This window comes from Plantactinospora sp. B24E8 (assembly GCF_039871735.1).
GTDB lineage: Bacteria > Actinomycetota > Actinomycetes > Mycobacteriales > Micromonosporaceae > Plantactinospora.
The window spans coordinates 42,479-63,161 of sequence record NZ_JBDPMH010000040.1; the positions used below are offsets into that span (position 1 = coordinate 42,479).

28 protein-coding genes and 1 pseudogene are annotated in these 20,683 nt (G+C 68.7%); 10 read left to right on the forward strand and 19 right to left on the reverse strand.

The window, feature by feature from the left end:
• Positions 1–4: 4 nt before the first annotated feature.
• From ABGB21_RS32600 to ABGB21_RS32625, 6 genes and pseudogenes are all read right to left on the reverse strand, one after another.
• The gene (locus ABGB21_RS32600; protein WP_347654599.1) at positions 5–928 is read right to left on the reverse strand and encodes a PstS family phosphate ABC transporter substrate-binding protein; all 924 of its coding nucleotides are present in this window, start codon (positions 926–928) and stop codon (positions 5–7) included.
• A 422-nt stretch (positions 929–1,350) separates the two neighbouring features.
• The gene (locus ABGB21_RS32605) at positions 1,351–2,013 is read right to left on the reverse strand and encodes an arsenate reductase ArsC (RefSeq protein WP_347654556.1); all 663 of its coding nucleotides are present in this window, start codon (positions 2,011–2,013) and stop codon (positions 1,351–1,353) included.
• Complete coding sequence (locus ABGB21_RS32610; RefSeq protein ID WP_347654555.1) at positions 2,006–2,668, reverse strand: MarR family transcriptional regulator; 663 nt, start codon at positions 2,666–2,668, stop codon at positions 2,006–2,008. Before ABGB21_RS32610 ends, ABGB21_RS32605 begins: the two co-directional genes overlap by 8 nt.
• Before the next feature lie 59 nt (positions 2,669–2,727).
• Entirely contained in the window at positions 2,728–3,030 is a 303-nt protein-coding gene (locus tag ABGB21_RS32615) for a sulfite exporter TauE/SafE family protein (protein ID WP_347654554.1), read from the reverse strand.
• Positions 3,000–3,449 (reverse strand): annotated as a pseudogene (locus ABGB21_RS32620) (sulfite exporter TauE/SafE family protein); the annotation flags it as partial. The pseudogene ABGB21_RS32620 and the gene ABGB21_RS32615, both read right to left, overlap by 31 nt.
• Before the next feature lie 264 nt (positions 3,450–3,713).
• Positions 3,714–4,802: an NAD(P)/FAD-dependent oxidoreductase gene (locus ABGB21_RS32625; protein ID WP_347654553.1), complete on the reverse strand. Its 1,089-nt coding sequence runs from the start codon at positions 4,800–4,802 to the stop codon at positions 3,714–3,716.
• 62 nt (positions 4,803–4,864) lie between these two features.
• On the opposite strand from ABGB21_RS32625, the gene ABGB21_RS32630 reads away from it, so the two are divergent.
• Positions 4,865–5,221, forward strand: a complete 357-nt coding sequence (locus tag ABGB21_RS32630) for a metalloregulator ArsR/SmtB family transcription factor (RefSeq protein WP_347654552.1) — start codon at positions 4,865–4,867, stop codon at positions 5,219–5,221.
• Between the two features lie 16 nt (positions 5,222–5,237).
• Here the strand turns inward: ABGB21_RS32630 and ABGB21_RS32635 are convergent, their stop codons facing one another.
• The 4 genes from ABGB21_RS32635 to ABGB21_RS32650 form a co-directional block, all read right to left on the reverse strand.
• Positions 5,238–5,654, reverse strand: coding sequence for an arsenate reductase ArsC (locus ABGB21_RS32635; protein ID WP_347654598.1), 417 nt, complete (start codon positions 5,652–5,654; stop codon positions 5,238–5,240).
• 281 nt (positions 5,655–5,935) lie between these two features.
• Entirely contained in the window at positions 5,936–7,036 is a 1,101-nt protein-coding gene (arsB, locus tag ABGB21_RS32640) for an ACR3 family arsenite efflux transporter (RefSeq protein ID WP_347654551.1), read from the reverse strand.
• The gene (locus tag ABGB21_RS32645; protein WP_347654550.1) at positions 7,036–7,341 is read right to left on the reverse strand and encodes a metalloregulator ArsR/SmtB family transcription factor; all 306 of its coding nucleotides are present in this window, start codon (positions 7,339–7,341) and stop codon (positions 7,036–7,038) included. Before ABGB21_RS32645 ends, arsB begins: the two co-directional genes overlap by 1 nt.
• A gap of 117 nt (positions 7,342–7,458) precedes the next feature.
• On the reverse strand, positions 7,459–7,836 hold the full coding sequence (locus ABGB21_RS32650; RefSeq protein ID WP_347654549.1) for a metalloregulator ArsR/SmtB family transcription factor: 378 nt from the start codon (positions 7,834–7,836) through the stop codon (positions 7,459–7,461).
• An 84-nt stretch (positions 7,837–7,920) separates the two neighbouring features.
• Here ABGB21_RS32650 and ABGB21_RS32655 point away from each other — a divergent pair, with 84 nt between their 5' ends.
• The 6 genes from ABGB21_RS32655 to ABGB21_RS32680 all read left to right on the forward strand — a co-directional run bounded on the left by ABGB21_RS32655 (position 7,921) and on the right by ABGB21_RS32680 (position 11,942).
• Positions 7,921–8,067 carry a hypothetical protein gene (locus ABGB21_RS32655; protein WP_347654548.1) on the forward strand — a complete coding sequence of 49 codons (147 nt, stop codon included), beginning with the start codon at positions 7,921–7,923 and terminating at the stop codon, positions 8,065–8,067.
• Between the two features lie 18 nt (positions 8,068–8,085).
• Complete coding sequence (locus ABGB21_RS32660; RefSeq protein ID WP_347654547.1) at positions 8,086–8,325, forward strand: hypothetical protein; 240 nt, start codon at positions 8,086–8,088, stop codon at positions 8,323–8,325.
• The gene (locus tag ABGB21_RS32665; protein ID WP_347681099.1) at positions 8,322–9,596 is read left to right on the forward strand and encodes a M28 family peptidase; all 1,275 of its coding nucleotides are present in this window, start codon (positions 8,322–8,324) and stop codon (positions 9,594–9,596) included. The genes ABGB21_RS32660 and ABGB21_RS32665 overlap by 4 nt, the downstream gene beginning before the upstream one ends.
• Positions 9,597–9,618: 22 nt before the next feature.
• Positions 9,619–9,948 (forward strand): metalloregulator ArsR/SmtB family transcription factor, encoded by a 330-nt coding sequence (locus ABGB21_RS32670; RefSeq protein WP_347681101.1) that lies wholly within the window; start codon positions 9,619–9,621, stop codon positions 9,946–9,948.
• Positions 9,948–10,436, forward strand: a complete 489-nt coding sequence (locus ABGB21_RS32675; RefSeq protein ID WP_347654545.1) for an N-acetyltransferase family protein — start codon at positions 9,948–9,950, stop codon at positions 10,434–10,436. The genes ABGB21_RS32670 and ABGB21_RS32675 overlap by 1 nt, the downstream gene beginning before the upstream one ends.
• 78 nt (positions 10,437–10,514) lie before the next feature.
• Positions 10,515–11,942, forward strand: a complete 1,428-nt coding sequence (locus ABGB21_RS32680) for an FAD-dependent oxidoreductase (protein WP_347681103.1) — start codon at positions 10,515–10,517, stop codon at positions 11,940–11,942.
• Positions 11,943–12,060: 118 nt separating this feature from the next.
• Here ABGB21_RS32680 and ABGB21_RS32685 read toward each other — a convergent pair whose 3' ends face one another.
• Complete coding sequence (locus ABGB21_RS32685) at positions 12,061–13,098, reverse strand: NAD(P)/FAD-dependent oxidoreductase (RefSeq protein ID WP_347654543.1); 1,038 nt, start codon at positions 13,096–13,098, stop codon at positions 12,061–12,063.
• A 63-nt stretch (positions 13,099–13,161) separates the two neighbouring features.
• Here ABGB21_RS32685 and ABGB21_RS32690 point away from each other — a divergent pair, with 63 nt between their 5' ends.
• Positions 13,162–13,497, forward strand: coding sequence for a metalloregulator ArsR/SmtB family transcription factor (locus ABGB21_RS32690; RefSeq protein ID WP_347654542.1), 336 nt, complete (start codon positions 13,162–13,164; stop codon positions 13,495–13,497).
• A gap of 358 nt (positions 13,498–13,855) precedes the next feature.
• Here the strand turns inward: ABGB21_RS32690 and ABGB21_RS32695 are convergent, their stop codons facing one another.
• From ABGB21_RS32695 to ABGB21_RS32730, 8 genes are all read right to left on the reverse strand, one after another.
• A complete protein-coding gene (locus tag ABGB21_RS32695) occupies positions 13,856–14,182 on the reverse strand; it encodes a DUF1048 domain-containing protein (protein WP_347654541.1) in 327 nt (108 codons plus the stop codon).
• A 1-nt stretch (position 14,183) separates the two neighbouring features.
• Positions 14,184–14,540: a DUF1048 domain-containing protein gene (locus tag ABGB21_RS32700; RefSeq protein WP_347654540.1), complete on the reverse strand. Its 357-nt coding sequence runs from the start codon at positions 14,538–14,540 to the stop codon at positions 14,184–14,186.
• Positions 14,537–14,863, reverse strand: a complete 327-nt coding sequence (locus tag ABGB21_RS32705) for a PadR family transcriptional regulator (protein ID WP_347654539.1) — start codon at positions 14,861–14,863, stop codon at positions 14,537–14,539. Before ABGB21_RS32705 ends, ABGB21_RS32700 begins: the two co-directional genes overlap by 4 nt.
• Before the next feature lie 299 nt (positions 14,864–15,162).
• Entirely contained in the window at positions 15,163–16,410 is a 1,248-nt protein-coding gene (locus ABGB21_RS32710; protein ID WP_347681105.1) for a serine hydrolase domain-containing protein, read from the reverse strand.
• A 417-nt stretch (positions 16,411–16,827) separates the two neighbouring features.
• Positions 16,828–17,589, reverse strand: a complete 762-nt coding sequence (locus tag ABGB21_RS32715; RefSeq protein ID WP_347681107.1) for an ABC transporter permease — start codon at positions 17,587–17,589, stop codon at positions 16,828–16,830.
• A gap of 10 nt (positions 17,590–17,599) precedes the next feature.
• The gene (locus ABGB21_RS32720) at positions 17,600–18,403 is read right to left on the reverse strand and encodes an ATP-binding cassette domain-containing protein (protein ID WP_347681120.1); all 804 of its coding nucleotides are present in this window, start codon (positions 18,401–18,403) and stop codon (positions 17,600–17,602) included.
• A gap of 5 nt (positions 18,404–18,408) precedes the next feature.
• Positions 18,409–18,780, reverse strand: coding sequence for a DUF1048 domain-containing protein (locus ABGB21_RS32725; protein ID WP_347654536.1), 372 nt, complete (start codon positions 18,778–18,780; stop codon positions 18,409–18,411).
• Between the two features lie 2 nt (positions 18,781–18,782).
• On the reverse strand, positions 18,783–19,112 hold the full coding sequence (locus ABGB21_RS32730) for a PadR family transcriptional regulator (RefSeq protein ID WP_347654535.1): 330 nt from the start codon (positions 19,110–19,112) through the stop codon (positions 18,783–18,785).
• Positions 19,113–19,334: 222 nt separating this feature from the next.
• On the opposite strand from ABGB21_RS32730, the gene ABGB21_RS32735 reads away from it, so the two are divergent.
• Entirely contained in the window at positions 19,335–19,877 is a 543-nt protein-coding gene (locus ABGB21_RS32735; protein ID WP_347681109.1) for an EXLDI protein, read from the forward strand.
• A gap of 98 nt (positions 19,878–19,975) precedes the next feature.
• Entirely contained in the window at positions 19,976–20,308 is a 333-nt protein-coding gene (locus ABGB21_RS32740) for a transposase (RefSeq protein ID WP_347654533.1), read from the forward strand.
• The last annotated feature ends 375 nt before the right edge of the window (positions 20,309–20,683 follow it).

The following is a 20,683-nucleotide window of genomic DNA, read 5'->3' on the forward strand; positions in this document are numbered from 1 at the left end:
TATCTCAAGCCTTCGGCAGCGAGTCGTACTCGGACTTCAGCGTGGTCTTCTGCGCCTCGGTCAGCGGCACGTACTTGGCTTCCTTGACCACCTCGTCGATGTTCGCGATGTAGAAGTCGACGAAGTTCTTGACCTGCGGCTTGGCCACACCCTTGTCGGAGACGTAGATGAACAGCGGCCGGGACAGCGGCTTGTAGGAGTTGTCCTGGGCGGTGGCGACGCTGGGCTCGACGCACCCCGCGCCACCGTCGACCTTGAGGACCTTAAGCTTGTCGGCGTTCTCCTCGTAGTAGGTGAAGCCGAAGTAGCCGAGGCCACCCTTGGACCCGCTGACACCCTGAACGATGACGTTGTCGTCCTCGGACGGGGTGTAGTCGGTGCGGTGGGCGCCCTCCTCACCGTTGATCGCGTCGGTCCAGTAGTCGAAGGTGCCCGAGTCGGTGCCCGCCCCGAACAGCTTCAGCGGCTCGTTCGGGAACGCCGGGTCCACCTGGTTCCAGTTGTTGACCTTCGAGCCGGGCTCCCAGATCTTCTTGAGCTGGTCCACGGTCAGGCAGTCGGCCCAGGTGTTCTCCTTGGAGACCACCGCTGACAGGGCGTCGTTGGCGACGATCAGCTCGACGTACTTGACGCCGTTGGCCTCACAGGCGGCCTTTTCCTCGTCCTTGATCGGACGAGAGGCGTCGGAGATGTCCGTCTCGCCGTTGCAGAACCGCTTGAACCCGCCACCGGTGCCGGAGATACCCACCGTGACGTTCACCTTCGGCTGTTCATCGGCGTAGATGTCCGCCGCCGCCTTGCTCAACGGGCCGACCGTACTCGAGCCGTCGACCTTCACCTCACCGGACAACTCGGCCCCGGTGTCTCCGCCCGCCGCGTTGTCATCGCCACCGCTACCGCAGGCGGCCAAACCCACCGTCAGGACCAGCGCGGCTGATGCGACGCCCAGTCCACGCACCGTCTTGATCACAATCAGTCCTCTTCAGACGGTCCGGCAGTGTCCCTGCCGGACGCTTCCTCGTGGCCGGCAGTGACCCGCCGACACCGCTCATAAGAAGGTGCTTATGTGATCCGATTCCAGCTGCCAGATGAACGGCACGTGAACATAAAGACCCGTTTATATCACCAGGTCAGAGACGCGCTACTTCACTTGAAGTCATTGTTCGTTCATTTTTGATTCACTCTTCGGGGGTGCTGGCGAGCACACACTCAGACCCGTCTCGTGGAACCCCGATTGGCAAGATGTGGACACCGTCCAATCCGGACCGCAGTCTGGACTGCCCCGGCCTTAGATCCTGGGCGCGAGGTGCCTCATCGGGCGCCCGAGGTCCGTTCGGACTGCGGCAGAGGTCAGTGCTCGGTGGGTACGGCAAGCTGGTCGAGCAGACGGCGGACCCGGCGCTCGATCTCGTCACGGATCGGGCGGATCTGTTCCGCGGTCCTGCCGGCGGGGTCGTCGAGGTCCCAGTTCTCGTAGCGGGCGCCGGGAAAGATCGGGCAGGCGTCCCCGCAGCCCATGGTGACCACGACGTCGGCGGCCCGGACAACCTCGTCGGTCCACGGTTTCGGGTACTCGGTGGCGATGTCGATGCCGCGTTCGGCCATCGCGGCGACCGCGGCGGGGTTGACCTCGATGCCCGGCTCGGAGCCGCCGGACCAGGCGACCGCGCCGTCGCCGGCCAGGTGTTGGAAGAACCCCAGGGCCATCTGGCTGCGCCCGGCGTTGTGGACGCACAGGAACAGCACAACGGGCCGACCGTCCTGATGCAGGCCCTCCATCCGGGCCAGGGCGTACAGCCGCTGCCGGGCGAACCGTTCGGCGAGCAGCGGCAGAAAGTGCGGGACGGTGCTGGCCAGCGCGAACTGGTCGTAGCTGGTGTACAGGAACCGTTCGATCGTCTCGACGCCGTAGACGCCGGTGAACTCGTCGCCGAGCCGTACGGCCGCGGTGTGCAGGGCGAGCTGCTGGTCGATCGAGACGCCGGGGCGGCGGTTAGCGGTGAGGTCAGTCATGGTCGCCTCCACTGGGCAGGATGGGCGCCAGCCGCTCGACGCGGGCGGCGATGTCGGCGAACGCGGCCTCGAACGCGGCGTCGGTGTCGGCGCGCGCGGGATCCGGCACCGACCAGTGCAGCCGCGGTCGGGTAGGGGCGGGCAGATGCTCGTGCGCGTTGTCGCACACCGCGATCACCAGGTCGTCGTCCCGAACCACGTCGCCGACGTGGGCCGTGCGGGCCGGGTCCAGGTGCAGGCCGTGCCGGCGGGCCACCCGCAACGCCCGGGGGTGGACCCGCTCGGCCGGCTCCGTACCCGCAGACTCGGCCGGCACCCGGCTGCGGGTTGCCCACAGGGCGGCGGCCAACTGCGAGCGGGCCGAGTTGTGGGTACAGACGAACACCACCCGTGGGACGGTTGGAACAGTCGACGACGCGATCACCGCCAGGGTTTCCGGGACGAGTCGCAGGTAGGTACGACGGCGGTCGCCCTCCGAGCGGGTACGGACGACCAGCCCGGTGTCCTGGAGGACCTTCAGGTGGTGGGCGACCAGGTTGGTCGGCATGCGCAGTGCCTCGCCGACCTCGCCTGGTGACGCGTCGCCCAAGATCAGAGTGTCGACGATCGCCAACCGGGCCGGGTCCCCCAAGGCGGCATGCACTCGGGCACGCAACTCCAGAGATGATAGCTCAGTATTCATTGAGTCAATGATGCTTGAGGCATCATCAGAAGTCAACGAGGCGATGGAGTAGTCAGGTCCGCCTGTCGCTCGTCGCTGGACTCGATCCGAGTCTGATCCGTCTCAACCGCGAGGCGAGCGCCGAGGCGGGCGTGGCGCCGCAGAACGATGAAGCTTCCATCGCGGCTGTAGCGCGCGAACGCGACGAGCATCGTTGGCAGCGACACGATCAGGCAGAGACTCCCGGCGATCTTGATGTCGGTGCCGAACAGCAGCACGATCGTGGGGATCAGTAGTTCGCCGCCAGCAACGCCCATGATCGCGGCTACCACGCCGATGAAGAAGCCTGCGACCACGCCGGCCGCGATGACCGCAGCTGGGGCCAGAGAGAGCACGAAACGTGCCGGCGTGATTGCCGATCAACACCACAGCGATGAGCACCAGGAGCGCGGCCAGGAGGCGGTAGAGGGTGGACGCGCATCCGGGTGGCCCACGACGCGCCAACCCATGCCCCGGCCACGCTGCCGACCAGCAGATTGACCACCACGGTCCAGTGCGGCGTCAGCGCCGAGACGGGAACTGCGGCGAGGCGGGCCGGCAGGGCGGTGAGGACCACGACCAGGCTGAGCGCCTTATTGAGAATGACGGCCTGCAGGGCGGCGAACCCGAACAGCATGATCAGTAGCGGCAGCCGGAACTCGGCGCCGCCGAGGCCGATCATGCCGCCGAGTACCCCGACCGCGCCGGCCGTGAACGCCAGCGGCAGCGATGAACGAACGGCTCGGCGGCGTCCGGCCCGCGGTGCCTGTGCATCGCCCGGACCCTACGGGTCAGCACCACGGTGGAACAGCGGACAAGACACGGGCGGCATGCGGCAGCGACCGGACCAGAGGACTGACCCACGACGGCCCGAAAAGGTCCCCCCAGCATCGAAGCCTTTCCTGCCGGCACAATGCGGTCCTTGGCCACCGGCTCCGGCCCGGCGGCCAAGGACACATCAAACTCCGGGTGACGATGGCACCGACGAGTGACAGAGCGGTCAGGCGCCAACGAGGGCGGCGGCGCCGCTGGCGTACGCCGCCAGCGGTGCCGTCACGTGTTCGGCGTCGCGGGCCACGCCGCGCAGCGTGTTTGAGGAGAAGGAGCGTTGGAACTCCAGCCCCACGTACACCAGCCCGGGGTGGGTGACCGAGACGCCTCCCGCGTGCAGAGGTGCACCGGAGGCGTCCAGAGCGCCGAGCGGACGCAGGTAGTCCAGGCGGGGCCGGTACCCGGTCGCGAAGATCACCACGTCGACCTTCTCCGACGCCCCGTCCGGCCACAGGACACCCTCGGGCGTGAACGCGGTGAACATCGGCCGCCGCGCGAGCCGGCCGGAGTTCACCGCGTCCTGGTAGGTACCAGTGTCGAGGACCAGCGTCTGGTCGACGAAGTGCGCCAACCACGCCGGTGGCAACGAGTCGAACCCGGTGACCCCCAGCCAGTGGTGCAGGTCATGGCCGCCGTGGACCTGCGGGACGAACCGGACCGGCTGCCGGGTCGCCAGAGCCACGGTCGCGACCTCGGCCAACTCGTAGCCGACCTGGACAGCGGAGTTGCCGCCCCCGACCACCACGACCCGCTTGCCGGCGTACGGTTTCGGATCCCGGTAGGCCGCCACGTGCAGCACCTCACCGGCGAAGTCCTCGTGACCAGACAGGACGGGCAGGTACGGGTTGCCGAAGGAGCCGCTGGCGGCCACCACGCCGGCCGCTTCGATGCTCTCGCCGCCGACGGTCCGCACCACAAACCCCGCGCCGGCACCCTCGCCCCGCTGCACAGTCTCGACCCGGGTGCCGGTGCGGATCTCCGCGTCCAGGCTGGCGGCGTAACGCTCGAGGTAGGCCACCACCTCATCCCGAGTCGGGTAGCGATCCGGGTCGCCGGGGAACGGCATGCCCGGCATGCCGCTGTATCGGGCGGGGGAGAAGAGGGTCAGGCTGTCGTAGTAGCTGGGCCAGGATCCTGCGGCCCGGTCTGCGGCTTCGAGCACCAGGGGACGCAGTCCTGCCTGCTGTATCGCGCGGGCGGCTGCCAGACCCGACTGGCCGCCACCGACAACGACCACGGGTCGTGATTCGATGTTCATGAGGTCGATCATATCGTTATCTCGCGAAATCGCGATATGACTGTCTGTTCTAGGCTGATGGCATGGCAGAACCAGGCAGCCAGGAGGCGTCCAAGGCACAGCCCGGCGCGTGCGGCGCTCAGGATGGCGGCCCGCCGGAGTTGTCGGAGAAGACCCACGAGTTCCTCAAGGCGCTGGCCAGCTCGTCCCGTCAACGCATCATGCTGCTGTTCTCCCAGGGTGCGGAACTGTCGGTCGGTGAGGTCGCCGAGCGGGCCGGCATCGGACAGTCCACAGCTTCGGAGCAGCTGACGCTGCTACGACGCGGCGGCATCCTCACCTCCCGCCGGGAGGGCAAGATCGTCCTCTACCGTGCCGACCGCGATGGCGTCCTCGGGGTCCTGGACGACCTCCGGACGTACCTCCTCACCTGCTGCTGAACAACCAGCAGCAGGCTCAGCCTGCTACCCGCCCCGCTGCCAGTTCGGCCACCAACTTCTCGACCCGGGTACGGATCTCGTCGCGGATCCGGCGGACCGCCTCGACGCCTTGGCCGGCCGGATCGTCCAGCTGCCAGTCCTCGTACCGCTTTCCGGGAAAGACGGGGCAGGCGTCGCCGCAGCCCATGGTGACGATCACGTCGGAGGATTCAGCGGTTTCCCATTCGAGCTTCTTTGGGGTCTGGTCGGTGATGTCAATGCCGACCTCGCGCATCGCCTCGACGGCGGCGGGATTGATCTGGTTCGCGGGTGCGGAGCCGGCGGAGCGGACCTCGACCGTGTCTCCGGCGAGGTGGCGCAGCCAGCCGGCGGCCATCTGGGAACGGCCGGCGTTGTGAACGCAGACGAACAGGACGCTGGGCTTGTCGGACATGATCGGTTCCTTCGAGATCAGGCGGTGAGGACGGCGGGTAGGACCGTCGCCGATGGTTGCGAGGGGCTCGGCCGAGACGGTGTCTCGACACGCGGCACCCCGTTCAGGCAGCGGCGGCAGGTGCTGATCCAGCCGCGCCGTACGGAAGTGCGGGACGTAGGGCTCGTTGATGTGACGGCCGACTGTTTCGGAGCGGAGGTGGACCGTGACGTCGTCCTTCACCCGAACGGACGCCCGGCCGGCCGGTGTGGCCTCGTTGCACATCGGGCCCGGGAGCCTCGTCATGACGGACTTCTCGCTTCGGCGGGCGAGGCCGGAAACAGACGTCGGCGCAGGGCGAGGCTGACGTAGACCAGTGCGACGAGGACGGGTACCTCGATCAGTGGTCCGACGACACCGGCGAGGGCTTGGCCGCTGGTGACGCCGAAGGTGCCGATCGCCACGGCGATGGCCAGTTCGAAGTTGTTCCCGGCGGCGGTGAAGGCGAGGGTGGTCGTCCGTTCGTAGCTCAGCCCGATCGCCCGGCCGAGGCCGTAGGAGCCGGCCCACATGATCGCGAAGTAGGCCAACAGCGGTGCGGCGATCAGCACGACATCCCACGGCTGGCTGGTGATCGCGTCGCCCTGCAGCGCGAAGAGGATGACAATGGTGAACAGCAGCCCGTAGAGGGCGACCGGGCCGATCTTCGGCAGGAACTTGCCCTCGTACCAGGTACGGCCCTTCGTACGTTCGCCGAGGTGGCGGGTGAGGTAGCCGGCGAGCAGCGGGATGCCGAGGAAGATCAGTACGTTGCCGGCGATGTCCCAGCCGGAGACCTGCAGCGCCGCTCCGGACAGGCCGAGCCAGTCCGGCAGGACTGACAGGTAGAACCAGCCGAGTACGCCGAAGGCGAGGACCTGGAAGACGGAGTTGAGGGCGACGAGGACGGCGGCGGCTTCCCGGTCGCCGCAGGCGAGATCGTTCCAGATGATCACCATGGCGATGCAGCGGGCGAGTCCGACGATGATCAGGCCGGTGCGGTACTCGGCGTGGTCGGCCAGGAAGATCCAGGCCAGGGCGAACATGACCGCCGGGCCGATCAGCCAGTTCAGTACGAGGGAGGAGATGAGCAGGCGGCGGTCACCGGTGACGGTGTCGAGTCGGTCATAGCGGACCTTGGCCAGTACCGGGTACATCATGACCAGCAGGCCGACGGCGATGGGCAGGGAGATTCCGCCGACCTTGACCGCTTCCAGGGCGGTGTTCAGGCCGGGGATGACGCGGCCGAGGAGCAGTCCGGCGACCATGGCGAGGCCGATCCAGAGGGGCAGGAACCGGTCGAGGCGGGAGAGCCGGGCGACGACCGCGGGTGCCGCGTCGGCGGTGGGGGCGGTGGTGGTCATCAGCACTCCCGGCGGGATTCGGCGTTGGCGCGGGCCTGGGCGGCGAGGTCGGCCAGTTGGGTGGCGGCGGCTTCCAGGGCGTCGGGCAGTAGCCGGTAGTAGGTGAACCGGCCGTGTGGTTCGGCGACGACGAGGCCGGCGTCGCGCAGTTGCCGCAGGTGTCCGGAGACGTTGGGCTGCTTCGCGCCGGTGTCGGCGACCAGGTGGCAGGTGCAGGCCGGTCCCTGGGCGAGGAGGTCGACGATCTGCGCCCGGAGCGGGTCGGCCAGAAGTTTGATCACATCAGGCGTGTCTGATATCAGCACGGCCTGATGCAACCATACGCGGTCGGGAACCGTCCAGTCGCCCGGAGTGAACATCAGGTGTACGGGCCATCGGAACGCAACCCGACGAGCCGCCGACGCGACCAGGGACTCGGCCGGTCACACGCCCGCCGGGGTCCCGACGTGGAGCAGGCTCGCGAGCTGCCGCATGATCCCGGGGCACGCCCGGTAGTAGACCCAGGTCCCTCGGCGCTCGGCGTCGACGAGGCCGGCCTCCCGCAGGGTCTTGAGGTGGTGGGAGATCGTCGGCCCGGACAGGTCGAATGCCGGGGTGAGATCGCAGACACAGATCTCCCCGGCGGGCGCCGAGGCGATCATCGACATCAACCGGAGGCGTACCGGGTCTCCGAGAGCCTTGAAGGCCGGGGCGAGTACGGCGGCGGTCTCCGCCGGGATCCGCTGTTCGCTGATCGGCGCACAGCAGGGCTTCCCGGCGTTGAGGTCCGCCAGGGTGAGCGCCGGCATTTGCTTCGACATGCGTCTAGGTTGACAGATCTCGAATCAGCGTGCAACTCTCTGATTCGAAGAACGTCGAGACAGATTCGACGTGAGGAGGACGCCATGCTCCGCCTGTTCCGCCGACGTTTCCGTGCCGCAGGGGTCCGCTTCTGCGACGGCTGCGCCGAGGTGACCACCGCCGAACAGCGCGCCCGGCGCCGCTACGACCGCGGCCACACCGACATCTACCCGTTGACCCTGCCCCGCTGACAGTTGAGGAGTCCCGCCATGACCGGAAACGAGCGCACCGGCGGTTTCGCCGGAGACCCGGCCGCCGCGCTGAACGTCGCCGGCTCCGCCGGCTGCTGTGGCAACCCCGCCCAGGCGACGATGGCCCTGCCCGACCCCGCCGACCCGGCCAGTGGCACGTGCTGCGGTACCCCGGCCGCTGCCGTCGCCGCGAACTCCTGTTGCGCGCCGGCGGCCAAGGCCGAGGCCGTCGCGTCCGCGACGGGGTGCTGCGGATGACCACCCGCCCCAATCCTGCCGCCCGTCCGGCGCCCACCGCCGACCTGGACGCGACGCTGGGCAGGGTGTCGCGGGACCGGCTGACCGCGACGGTCACCGCGCTGGCCAGCGACGCGTTCACCGGACGCCGGGTCGGCACACCGGGCAACATCGCCGCCCGGGGCTGGCTCGGCACAGAACTGACCGACATCGGCGCGGCCGTGACGGGCGATTCCCTTCCGGTACGGGCGGTGCCCGTCATCTACGCCGCGCCGACCGCGCGGTGGGGCACCGGGACCATGACAGCCGATCTGTCGTTCGGCAGTGACGTCGCACCACACCTCGCCTCCGCCGACCTTCCGTCACCCCGACGCGGCCCCCTCGGTATCGCGGGTACGGATGACCCCGACGGTCGCTGGCTCGTGGCGCCTGCCGGGATGAGCCTGTTCGACGCGTACGCCCAGGCCGAACGGGCGGCCGGGCTCCTGCTTGCGCGCCACGTCGACGGCGACGGGTGGCAGTTCACGATGCTGTCCGGTCCGAACCCCGGCCCCGTGCCGGTCCTGGCCCTGTCCGCCGCGATCCACCAGGCGGTACACGAGGCGGCACGCGACGGGGATGCCTGGTTCGCGGCCGACGCCCCGATCCGCCGCGTCGACGTCACCGCGACGAACCTGTACGGCCGGCTCCGGCAGCCGTCACCGGGACACCCGGACCTGTTGCTGACCGCGCACTTCGACGGCGTCGGTGACCACCCGGGCCTGCGGCAGCCGGGCGCGGCCGACAACGGCAGCGGTGTCGCCGTCGTTCTCGAGGCCGCCCGGATTTTGTCCACCGCCCTGCCCGAGGGCGCCGGTCTGTCCGTGGCGCTGCTCGACGGCGAGGAGGTCGGCGCGCTCGGCTCCGCCCACCACGCCGCCCGACTGGCCGAGACCGGCGCGACTCCGCTCGTGGTCAACGTCGACGGAGCCGGGCACCTTCACCAGGCCGCCGCCGTGGAGGCCGGCGGCCCCGCGTACGGCCTGCTTGCCGTCCTCGACCAGGCCGGCCGGCACACCGGCGTACCCCTGGTCGCGGGGCCGGTCGCCTCGGACAACCGCCGCTACGCCGGCGCCGGCCTCGCGGCGCTCGGCATCGGGGCCGGGATGGCCGGCTACCACAGCCCGGCCGACACACCTGAGCGCGTCGAGCCCACCACCCTGGCCGCGATCACCCGGCTCGTCGTCGCGACCGTATGGCTCGCCTCCACCGCACCGACTACACTTCAATCGTCTATCGGCGATGGACGATAGATGATGGCGATGAGGGTGGTTCGTGGTGGCGGAGTTGCTGGACCGGGCGGTCGCGGCGCAGTACGCGTCCTGGTTCCGGGCCCTAGCGGACCCGAGCCGGGTGCAGATCGTGGAGTACCTGGCCCGGGCGGGCCGACCGATGAGCGTCGGAGAGATCGTGACGGCCGTCGGGCTCGCGCAGTCGACCGTGTCCCAGCACCTGAAGATCCTCGCCGACGTCCGGTTCGTCCTCGTCGACCAGGTCGGCACCGCCCGCCACTACCGGATCAACAACGCCTGCATCAGCTGCTTCCCCTCCGCCGCCGACGTCGTGATGGCCAGGCCCGCACCGGCGCCGATCGGCGGCTGCTGATGCGGATCCGCCCGTTGCGGCCCGCCGACGCCGACGTGGTGTTGGCGATCTACCAGGCCGGTCTGGACGGCGGCGATGCCAGCTTCGAGACCACGGCGCCGACCTGGGCGGCCTTCGACACCGGCAAGCTGCCCGACCACCGCATGGTCGCCGTCGACGACGACGGCACCGTGATCGGCTGGGTGGCTGTCTCCCCGGTGTCCAGCCGTGCCGTCTACGCCGGGGTCGTCGAACACTCCGTCTACGTCCATCCCACCGCACAAGGCGCCGGGGTCGGTGCGGCCCTGCTCGACGCGTTGATCGCCTCGACCGAGGCCGCCGGGATCTGGACCATCCAGTCCGGGATCTTCCCGGAGAACGTCGCCAGTCTGACGCTGCACCAGCGGGCCGGCTTCCGGATCATCGGCGTCCGGGAGCGGATCGGCCGGCACCGGAACAGGTGGCGCGACGTCGTGGCGATCGAACGCCGAAGCCCCACCATCACCTGACCCCGCCAGCCCTCGACTTCCGGGCTTTGGCACCGCCCGACCTGCTGTTTCGAGTATCTTCAAGATAGAGGAGATGTCATGAACGACCGTCTGGAAGACCTGCCCGTGGTCGTGATCGGCGCCGGGCCGGTGGGCCTGGCCGCCGCCGCCCACCTCCACCAGCGCGGGCTGCCGTTCACCGTGCTCGAGGCCGGCGACGGACCCGCCGCGGCCGTCACGCAGTGGGGGCACGTGCGGCTGTTCTCGCCGTGGCGGTACAACGTCGACCAGACCGCCGCCGGACTGCTGCGCGACGCCGGCTGGGTCGAACCCGACCCGGACGTCCTGCCGACCGGTGGTCAACTCGTCGCGGACTACCTACGCCCGCTGGCTGACCTGCCCGCGATGAAGCCGAACATCCGGTACGGCACCCGAGTGGTCGCCGTGACCCGGCTCGGCCTGGACCGGCTCCGCACCACCGGACGGGACACCACCCCGTTCCTGATCCGGCTCGCCTCCGGTACGGACCTGCTCGCCCGCGCGGTCATCGACGCCTCCGGGACCTGGCACACCCCCAACGTCCTCGGCGCCGCCGGCGTCCCCGCCCACGGAGAAGCCACCGCCACCGACGTCATCTCGCACGCGCTGCCCGACGTGCTCGACGCCGATCGGGACCGGTTCGCCGGAAAGCGGGTCCTGGTCGTCGGCGCCGGCCACTCCGCCGCGAACACCCTGCTCGCCCTGGCCGAACTTGCCGAGCAGGCACCGGGCACGAAGGTCAGCTGGGCGATCCGGGCCACCAGCCCGGCCCGGACCTACGGCGGCGAGGCCGCCGACGCCCTACCCGCCCGCGGTGCCCTCGGCACCCGGCTGCGCGAACACGTCGAAGCCGGCCGCATCAACCTCGTCACCGGATTCTCCGTACACCAGCTCACCCCGGCAGCCGACGGCGCCGTGACGGTGTCCGACGGAACCCGGACCCTCACCATCGACCGGATCGTCTCGGCGACCGGCTTCCGACCCGACCACACCATCGCCACCGAACTGCGGCTCGACCTGGACCCGATCATGGGCTCCACCCGGGCCCTCGCCCCACTGATCGACCCCAACCAGCACTCCTGCGGCACCGTCCCGCCCCACGGCGTCGACGAACTCACCCACCCCGAACCCGGCTACCACGCCATCGGGGTCAAGAGCTACGGCCGCGCCCCGACGTTCCTGATGGCCACCGGCTACGAACAGGCCCGCTCCGTGGTCGCCGCCCTCGCCGGCGACTGGACGGCGGCCCGCGACGTCCAACTCGACCTGCCCGAAACGGGCGTCTGCAGCAGCAACCCGATCCTCGACGACACCACCGACAGCGGCGGCGGCTGCTGCGGCACCCCGACCGCCGACACCACCCCGGTCACCAGCGGACGCGGGCTCGCCACCGGAATCTCCGGCGGTCTCCTCGCCGCGCCTCTGACTCTCGTCGATGTCGCCACCTCACCCGGCAACGAATCCGCCGGCGGCTGCTGCGCCAGCTGACCTCATGCCGATCACGGAACCGGTGGCCACCCGACCAGAGGGTGACCACCGGTTCCGTGGCTGCGGCCCCCAGACTGCGGCGGCCGGGGCAGCGTGACCGACCCTGCGGCGCAGGGCCTCAACGGGCCAGCCGCCGAAGGACGTAGCCAGCGTCCCTGCCCACGCCACGCATCGTCGCAGAGGCGAAACTGCGCTGATGCTCCAGGCCGACGTACCCCAACCCGGGCACCGTAATCGACACACCCCGCTGATGCAGCGGCCGGCCCCGCTCGTCCACCGCCGCCGTGTCCGCCAGGTATGCCAGGTCGGGCCGGAACCCGGTCGCCAGAATCAGCACATCAACCCGCTCCCGCACCCCGTCGGCCCACACCACACCGTCGCCGTCGACACGGGCGAACACCGGCCGGTGATCCGGCTGACCGGCCCGCACCGCCGCCCGGTACCGACCATCGTCGATCACCGGCACCGTGCCCTTCACCAGCCGCGGCCCCCACCGGGAGGAATCCAACCCGGTACGGGTCAACCACCAGTGGAAGTCCCGGCCCAGGATGCGTTGCGGCTGCCACCGCAACGGTCCCCGCGTCGCCAGGCTCACCCGCGCCACCGCCGCGAGTTCCACCCCGATCTGGACCGCCGAGTTCCCACCCCCGACCACCACCACCCGAGCCCCCGAAAACGGCGATGGCTCCCGATACTCCGCCGAGTGCAGCACCCGACCCGCGAACGTCTCCAATCCCGGCAACGGCGGCCGGTACGGACGGCCGAACCCCCCACTGGCCGCCACCACCACCCGGGTCCGCAGCACACCACCGTCCGCCGTGACCACCTCGAACCCGTCCCCGACCCGGGCGACCCGCGCCACCCGCCGACCCCACCGCAGATCAACATCCAGCCGTGCGGCGTACGAGGTCAGGTAGCTGATTACCTCGTCCCGCACCGGATACCGTCCGGGATCGCCTGGAAACGGCTTCGCCGGCAGCGACGAGAACCGGGCCGGGGAGAACAACGTCAAACTGTCGTAGTAGCGCGGCCACGACCCACCCGGCCCGGGCGACGCATCCAACACCACCGGCGACAGGCCACGGGTCACCGCCACCTGGGCGGTTGCCAGACCCGCCTGACCGCCCCCGACCACCAGCACGTCGACAACATCCATGACGTCAAAGTATCGTCATATCGCGAAGATACGAAATGATGTGGTGACGGACACTGGAACGCGATGAACACACCGGCAGCCCTCGACGGGCCGACGCAGGACTTCCTCAAGGCCCTCGCCAGCGAAACCCGCCAACAGATCATGATGCTGTTCGCCGGCGGTCAACAGCTCACCGTCGGCGAAGTCGCCGACCGCTGCGGACTCGGCCAGTCCACCGCGTCCGAACAGCTCGCCCTGCTCCGCCGGGGCGGGCTGCTCAGCTCCACCCGTCACGGCAAACTCGTCCGTTATCGCGCCGACACGCCCAGCATCACCGCCCGACTCACCGACCTACAGAACTACCTCGGACGCTGCTGCCCGGCACCCGACACCGGCGCGAACGAGCCGCCGAACCGGTAACGCACCCGCCACCACGCATCGTCCGACAGCGGCTACGTGTCCACCCGGACCGACCGGACCGGCTTCACCAGGGCATAGAAGCCCGGGCCTCGGGGCCGCGGCCGTCTCACCCGGGATAGCGATGCGGGTCGAAATCCCGGCCGAGGGTATCGAACGCGTCATCGTGCCCCGGGTGACCGCCGACGTCTCCGGGTGGGCAGGCACCCCCTCCGTCGAGGACGGTGCAGGCCTTGCCTGGGCCGCTCCACCTGCCGCCACCCACCCCCGCGCCCCCGGAGCAACAGGGCTGGCCGGGACACGGGAGAAAGGTGCACCCGGTGGTTGAGGGGCGCCCGGCGGGGCCTTGGGTCGCCAGGTGTTACTTCTCGGCCGTGCCGGGTGCGCCGCTGATGGACTCCTGGTAGATGTCGGCGTAGGTGCGGGAGTCTTTCACCAGTCCGTCGCAGAAGGCGGCGACGTCGTTGCCGATGAGATTCAGGACTCCCTTGCCGGCCGCCACGCCTTCCTCGAAGAAGTCGAGGATACCCGCGAGGAGGGATCCGTCCGTCAGCCCGACTGGCCCGACCTTGAAGTAGTACTTCTGTATTTCTCTGTAGACGATCTGGTAGTCCCGTGGGAGTGCCCCGACCCGGGCCATGTGCGCCCGCCACTGCCTCTTGCCCTCGATGATGTCCTGGATACCCACGTCAGCCTCCTAGCTGGCCCAGTTTCCTTGCGACGTTCCGGTTCAGCTGCTCGCGCCACCGGTCGCGGTAGGTCCGGGCTCCTTGCCCGCCGGCCAGCGCCGCGCAGAAGCCTTCGATGTCGTCACCCAGCACCTCGTGAATGCTCTGCCCCTCCGCCGCCGTCTCCTCGAGTAGCCCCAGGGCGCCGTCGGCGATCGGCGTCAGGTTGCGACCCGTGAAGCCGCCGTACGGAAAGAGGTGGATCACGATCTGTCCCCATGCCGCCCGGTAGTCGGCCGGCAATGCCTCGGCCCGGGCCTCGAACGCTTTCCACTCCCGGGTCAGATCGCTGCCTGTGATGGTCTCCCAGAAGCTCATTCCCCGCCCTCCTTGAGTTTGTCGATGCGCGACGAGACGTACTCCCACTTCGCCCAGAAGGTCGTGAGTTCTTCGCGCCCTGCGTCGTTGAGTGCATAGAACTTGCGCGGCGGACCCAGCCCGGACGGTCGTTTCGTGACCTGGACGAGCCCGTTTTTCTCCAGTCGCAGCAGGATGGTGTATACCGTTCCTTCGATGACGTCAACGAAGCCGAGGTCGTTCAGCCGACGCGTGATGGCGTACCCGTAGGTTTCCTCGCTGCGAATGATCTCGAGCACACAGCCTTCGAGCGTGCCCTTCAGCATCTCCGTCAGGTCGTCCAATCCGTTCCTCCTGACCGCACCGGTACTCAGTGACACCGGGTACCGGTATACCGTACCACCGAGTAGCGGCGGTGCCCAGCAAGCAGCGCAGCGGAGGCGGTAGCGCAAGCAGGCTTGCCTGACCAGCAGGGCCTGAGCCAGAGGTGTGCGGTTCCGTGCATGGGTGGTAAGCGGCCACCGTCGGGCCTGGACCGACTGGGTTGGGCTGACCAGGCGTGACGGTGGCCGCCACTTCGGGATTGACGACCATCGACGGGATGGGGCTACCGGCCGTTGCCCGGCGCGGCCGGCCGGAGCATTCAGGTGAGACAGGAGCGGACGGCTTTGATCAGATTCGACGCCCGTGGCTCGCCCTGGCGGAAGGACCAGAGGTTCGTGACGTAGCCGAAGCCGACGCCCGCATCAGGGTCCGCGAAAGCGATCGACCCGCCGGATCCCGGGTGGCCGAACGCCCCCGGCCCGAGCATCGGCATCGGCGGGCATGCCCGCCAGAACCCCAGTGACATGTAGAAGGAACGGTCAGCCGGGACGTTCAGTTCCGGTGGCAGCCCGTGCATTCGGCTCCTGTCCGTCTGCACGACCGTCATCCTCTCGACCGTTGACGGCTCGAGCAGCCGCACACCGTCGACGTCGCTCACCGTGGCGCCGTACATCCGTGCCACCGACCGCGCGTCGGTGATCATGTTGGCGGCTGGGAACTCCGCCGCGCGCCAGGCCCGCGTGGTGTGATATTCGGTGGTGTTGTCCAGTGCGCCGCCGAGTTCGCCGGCGCGGGCCTGCACCGAGTCCGGGCCCCACACGGCGGTCATCCAAGCGGTGACCGTCTCCGGGTCGAGCCCGGTCGTCTCGATCATTCCAGCGACGAACTCCTCCATGGTGAACGGAGCGGCGTACTCGATCCTGGCCACGCGTGGCTCGTGCTCCTCGGGCAAGCCGATCCACGCGCTCAATCCGAGAGGGGCGGCCACCTCGTCGGCAAAAAACGTGCCGAGGGACTTGCCGGAGATCCGACGCACGATCTCCCCGACCAGGTATCCATAGGTCATGCTGTGGTAGACGTGTTCGGTGCCCGGCCGCCACAGCGGCTTCTGCGCCTCGAGTGCGCGGATGACCGGGTCCCAGGCGCACGCCTGCGCAAACGTCAGCGGTCCGTCGACGAGCGGCAGGCCGGCCTGGTGGGACAGCAACCACCGCACCGGGATCTTGTCCTTGCCGGCAGCGCCGAACTCCGGCCAGTACTGGACGACCGGGGCATCCAGGTCCAGCTCGCCGCGCTGCGCCAAGATGTGGGCACAGATCGCGGTCGCGCCCTTCGTCGTGGATGCGACCTGGACGACGGTGGCGTTGTCCCACCGCCGTCCTGTCTCGCGATCGGCGAAGCCGTTCCACAGGTCGACGACGGGGCGCCCGTCCACGTAGACGCTGCACGCCGCGCCGATCTCGCCGGGGTTCCCCTCGAAGTTCGCGTGGAACGCGTCGGCGACCTTCCCCCAGCCCTCCTCGACATGGTCGCCCGTACCGGTGCCGAAGTGGTTGCCGGAGCCCACGGGGGCACCGGCGCCCTGCACGCCGTTGTTCGCGGTCCGGCGCCGATCGTGTTCCTGCCCGGCGGCCCCGCTTGTCGTGCCTGCCATGACGTAGCCCTTTCTGGTCATCGGGAGTTCCGGAAAGACGCGGTGTAGCGGCCGACAATCACGTCACCGGGCCGGCGCTGTCGGGTGAGGTACGAGATTCGCTCGCCGCCTGATCCACGGCTGGACGGGTCGCTTTTTACGCCGTCGCGTCACTCGGGCCGGCGTCTGGTGACGCCGTTACGGCGAGGGCGGGAAGATGCGGAGTGAGCGGGGGGAGCGGCTTTCTGCCGGCCGTGTGTCTCCGCTGGTGAGATGTCTTGCGGTGCAGGTTGCGGTCGTGCGGTGTCGGCAACGAGACCTCGGTGTCCGGCCGGGCAACTCAGGGTGTTGTCAGCTGATTCTGCGGCGGTAGATGATCGTGGCGCAGAGGTAGGTGACGATGAGCATGCCGAGGCACCAGGCGAGAGCGATCCAGATGTCGGTGCCGACGGGTTGCTCGGTGAACAGGTTGCGGATCGCGTTGACGATGGCTGTCACGGGCTGGTGTTCGGCGAAGGCGCGTACCGGGCCGGGCATGGTGTCGGTGGGTACGAATGCCGAGCTGATGAACGGCAGGAAGATGAGTGGATAGGAAAATCCGCTCGCCCCGTCGACGGATTTGGCGGTGAGGCCGGGGATGACGGCGAGCCAGGTCAGCGCGAGGGTGAACAGGGTCAGGATGCCGGCGACCGCGAGCCAGGCGAGTACTCCGGCTCCGGAGCGGAAGCCCATGAGGAGGGCGACGCCGACGACCACCACGAGCGAGATCAGGTTGGCGACCAGCGAGGTCAGCACGTGTGCCCACAGTACGGACGACCGGGCGATCGGCATGGACTGGAATCGTTCGAAGATGCCGCTCTTCATGTCGAGGAAGAGCCGGAACGCGGTGTAGGCGATGCCGGAGGCGATCGTGATCAGGAGAATGCCGGGCAGCAGGTAGTTCACGTACGAGTCGGCGCCGGTGTTGATCGCGCCGCCGAGCACGTAGACGAAGAGCAGCATCATGGCGATCGGCGTGACCGCGGTGGTGATGATGGTGTCGACGCTGCGGGTGACATGGGTCAGGGATCGGCCCAGCAGGACGGCGGTGTCGCCAAAGAAGTACCTGGTCATGGTCGTTTCTCTACCTCTCTGCGCCGACGTGGGAGTCGTCGGCGGTGCCGGTGGTGGTGTCGGCGCCGACAATGGCGAAGAAGACGTCTTCGAGGGTCGGCTGCTTCTCTACGTACTCGACCTTGGCGGATGGGAGTAGCTGCTTCAGTTCGGTGAGGGTGCCGTCGACGATGATCCGGCCCTCGTGGAGGATCGCGATCCGGTCGGCGAGTTGTTCGGCCTCGTCCAGGTACTGCGTGGTGAGCAGTACGGTGGTGCCCTGGTCGGCGAGTTTCTTGACGGCCTGCCACACCTCGATCCGGGCCTGGGGGTCGAGCCCGGTTGTCGGCTCGTCGAGGAAGATGACCGGTGGATTCCCGATGAGGCTCATCGCGATGTCGAGCCGGCGCCGCATGCCTCCGGAGTACGTCGACACCTTCCGCGCCCCGGCGTCGGTCAGCGAGAAGCGGGCGAGCAGGTCGTCGGCGACCCGACCCGGGTTCTTCAGGTGCCGCAGGCGGGCGACCAGGACGAGGTTCTCCCGTCCGGTGAGGATCTCGTCGACGGCGGCGAACTGCCCGGTGAGGCTGATGGACTCCCGCACCTTTGCTGCCTGGGTGGCGACGTCGAAACCGTTGACGCTGGCCGTCCCGGTGTCGGCCTTGAGCAGCGTGGAGAGGATCTTCACGGCCGTGGTCTTGCCCGCTCCGTTGGAGCCGAGCAGGGCGAAGATGCTGCCCCGCGCCACGTCGAAGTCCACGCCGCGCAGCACGTGCAACTGCTTGTACGACTTCTTCAGACCCCGAACCTGGATCGCGGGTCCTGCAACCTGCATACTCGTCACCTGTTCTCCTCCGCCCGCTCGATGCTCTCGATCGCCTGCGTCAGCCGCGCCCGTTCCCGGTCGACGTACCCGCCCCTGCGGTAGTTCCGGACCAACTCCTCCACGAACTCCACCGGGTCCTCCCCGACGATCTCGCGAATCGGGGTCCCGTCCGCCGCAGCTCGCTCGAACAGGTCGGCGACATCCTCGAACAGCGAGGCCGCGCCGTCGGCGGTCACCGGCCCGAAATGCATCAGGTACCGTTCGATCGCGTCGACCGCCGTCCGATAGTGCGGGGGAAGCTGTTTCACCCGCGCCCTGTACTCCCGCCACCGGCGCTTGGGGCCGATCACCTTCGCGAGAAAGCCGCCCTTTTCCGCGTCCGACATAACTAGCTGCCTCCTTCTTGGAGCTGCTCCAGTCGTTCCGTGAGGAAGCTCCAGGTCCTCCAGAACTCCTCGAGGTATTCCCGGCCCTGAGCGTTGAGGGTGTACACCTTGCGCGGCGGCCCCTTCTCCGACGGGACCTTCTGCACGTCGACGAGGCGCTTCTGCTCGACCCTGACCAGCAGGGCGTAGATCGTGCCCTCGGCGATGTCGGAGAAGCCCCGCTCCCGCAGCCAGGCCGTGATCTCGTAGCCGTACGCGGGCCGCATGGCCAGGATCGCCAGGACGATGCCCTCCAGCGTGCCCTTGAGCATTTCGGTCATCTGCCTGCCCACGGAGCACCTCCCTTCCAGCTACTTGGTGTCGCTGACTACCGGTAGAAAGTAACACTGACTACCGGTACCTAGCAACAACGAATAGCAGGGAACGGAAGTCGGGCCGACCACCGAGCCGGGGGCACCGCAGCAAGCCAACAGCCACACCCTCACAGCCGTGTACGTATGCATGTACGTAGTCTTACACGTATGCGTAGACTGCTGTCCAGAGGTGAAGAGCACATGCCGAACAAGACGATCTACATCGCCGACGACGACCTGCCGCTATTGGTACGCGCCCAGGAACTGACGGGCAGCAACCTTTCGGCCGCGATCGTCACAGCACTACGCCGACTGGTCGAGGTCGAGGAGGCCAGGCACGCCGGATTCGACGAGATCACCGTGAAGGTGGGCGTCGGGCGCACCGTGGTCAAGCGCTTCCTCGGGACCGCGCTGGGCGAGTGGACCTCGTCGACCGCGGAGGGCGAGGAGACGTACTCGCTGTTCCGAACCAGCAAGGGCCGCTTCGCCGTGCACCACTCCCAGTCGAAGCTGCATACTCCGGTCGGACCCAATGCGGAGCGCGGCAAGAGGTGGGCGACCGGCTGGCGTGGTTGGATCGGTGACTGGTCGCCGGACCAGGCATGGATGCGAACACCGGCCCAGGCCACATTCTCGGTCGCCGACACCGTCGAGGAACTCGAGGCGCTGCTGCCGGCGGAGCTCTACGCGGTCGCGCTACGAACCATCGAGGACGAGCCCGTCGTGGAGGACCTCGACATCTGAGCCGGCTCTGATCAGTGGGCGTTGGCGAATCTGAGCTACCCCCGCTTTCATGGAGCTTCTTGACCATGGTCTGACGGCTGTGGGGGAGGAAGTCGTTCGTGGCAGCACCGAGGAAGTACCCCGACGAGCTACGTCAGCGCGCTGTGCGGTTGTACCGCGAGTCGGACCCGAAGCCGGTGATCCGGCGCCTGGCCGAACAACTCGGCGTTCAGCACGAGGCGTTGCGGAACTGGATCCGCCAGGCCGAGGCCGACGCCGGTGAGCGTATCGACCGGCCGACCAGCGAGATGGTCGAGGAGAACCACCGGCTACGGCAAGAGGTCGCCGAGTTGCGGCGGGCGAACGAGATCCTGAAAGCGACGAACGCGTATTTCGCGGCGGAGCTCGCCCCGACCCGGCGACGTCATGAGGTTCATCCACGAACACCGTGACCAGTTCGCGGTCGCGCTCCTGCTACGGGTCCTCAACATCGGAGCCTCGACCTACTACGCGTGGGTGAAGCAGGTCGAGCAGCCCTGTGACCGGGACGTGGTCGACCTGGGATTGATCTCCAACATCCACGAGATCTGGGAGACCTCCGGGCGCACGTACGGCGCGGACCGGGTCCACCGGCAGCTACGCCGCGACGGCATCTACGTGGGCCGCAAGCGCGTCGAGCGGTTGACGGCCGGCCAGGGTTGGCCGGGGGCGTTCCTGCGTCGTGGCTGGCGCGGCGGCCCCACACGACAGGATCCACGGGCGACGCCGGCGCCGGATCTGGTCAACCGGCAGTTCACCGCCACTGGGCCGAACCGGTTGTGGGTCGC

Bases quoted from the DNA above. Each gene is read 5' to 3' on its own strand.
- ABGB21_RS32725 (WP_347654536.1), bottom strand. From the start codon at position 18,780: ATGTCGGACGCGGAAAAGGGCGGCTTTCTCGCGAAGGTGATCGGCCCC.
- ABGB21_RS32720 (WP_347681120.1), bottom strand. From the start codon at position 18,403: ATGCAGGTTGCAGGACCCGCGATCCAGGTTCGGGGTCTGAAGAAGTCG.
- ABGB21_RS32605 (WP_347654556.1), bottom strand. From the start codon at position 2,013: ATGACTGACCTCACCGCTAACCGCCGCCCCGGCGTCTCGATCGACCAG.
- ABGB21_RS32685 (WP_347654543.1), bottom strand. From the start codon at position 13,098: ATGGATGTTGTCGACGTGCTGGTGGTCGGGGGCGGTCAGGCGGGTCTG.
- ABGB21_RS32635 (WP_347654598.1), bottom strand. From the start codon at position 5,654: ATGTCCGACAAGCCCAGCGTCCTGTTCGTCTGCGTTCACAACGCCGGC.
- arsB (WP_347654551.1), bottom strand. From the start codon at position 7,036: ATGACCACCACCGCCCCCACCGCCGACGCGGCACCCGCGGTCGTCGCC.
- ABGB21_RS32735 (WP_347681109.1), top strand. From the start codon at position 19,335: ATGCCGAACAAGACGATCTACATCGCCGACGACGACCTGCCGCTATTG.
- ABGB21_RS32660 (WP_347654547.1), top strand. From the start codon at position 8,086: ATGACCGGAAACGAGCGCACCGGCGGTTTCGCCGGAGACCCGGCCGCC.
- ABGB21_RS32655 (WP_347654548.1), top strand. From the start codon at position 7,921: ATGCTCCGCCTGTTCCGCCGACGTTTCCGTGCCGCAGGGGTCCGCTTC.
- ABGB21_RS32715 (WP_347681107.1), bottom strand. From the start codon at position 17,589: ATGACCAGGTACTTCTTTGGCGACACCGCCGTCCTGCTGGGCCGATCC.
- ABGB21_RS32625 (WP_347654553.1), bottom strand. From the start codon at position 4,802: ATGAACATCGAATCACGACCCGTGGTCGTTGTCGGTGGCGGCCAGTCG.
- ABGB21_RS32690 (WP_347654542.1), top strand. From the start codon at position 13,162: ATGAACACACCGGCAGCCCTCGACGGGCCGACGCAGGACTTCCTCAAG.
- ABGB21_RS32680 (WP_347681103.1), top strand. From the start codon at position 10,515: ATGAACGACCGTCTGGAAGACCTGCCCGTGGTCGTGATCGGCGCCGGG.
- ABGB21_RS32700 (WP_347654540.1), bottom strand. From the start codon at position 14,540: ATGAGCTTCTGGGAGACCATCACAGGCAGCGATCTGACCCGGGAGTGG.
- ABGB21_RS32650 (WP_347654549.1), bottom strand. From the start codon at position 7,836: ATGTCGAAGCAAATGCCGGCGCTCACCCTGGCGGACCTCAACGCCGGG.
- ABGB21_RS32665 (WP_347681099.1), top strand. From the start codon at position 8,322: ATGACCACCCGCCCCAATCCTGCCGCCCGTCCGGCGCCCACCGCCGAC.
- ABGB21_RS32675 (WP_347654545.1), top strand. From the start codon at position 9,948: ATGCGGATCCGCCCGTTGCGGCCCGCCGACGCCGACGTGGTGTTGGCG.
- ABGB21_RS32630 (WP_347654552.1), top strand. From the start codon at position 4,865: ATGGCAGAACCAGGCAGCCAGGAGGCGTCCAAGGCACAGCCCGGCGCG.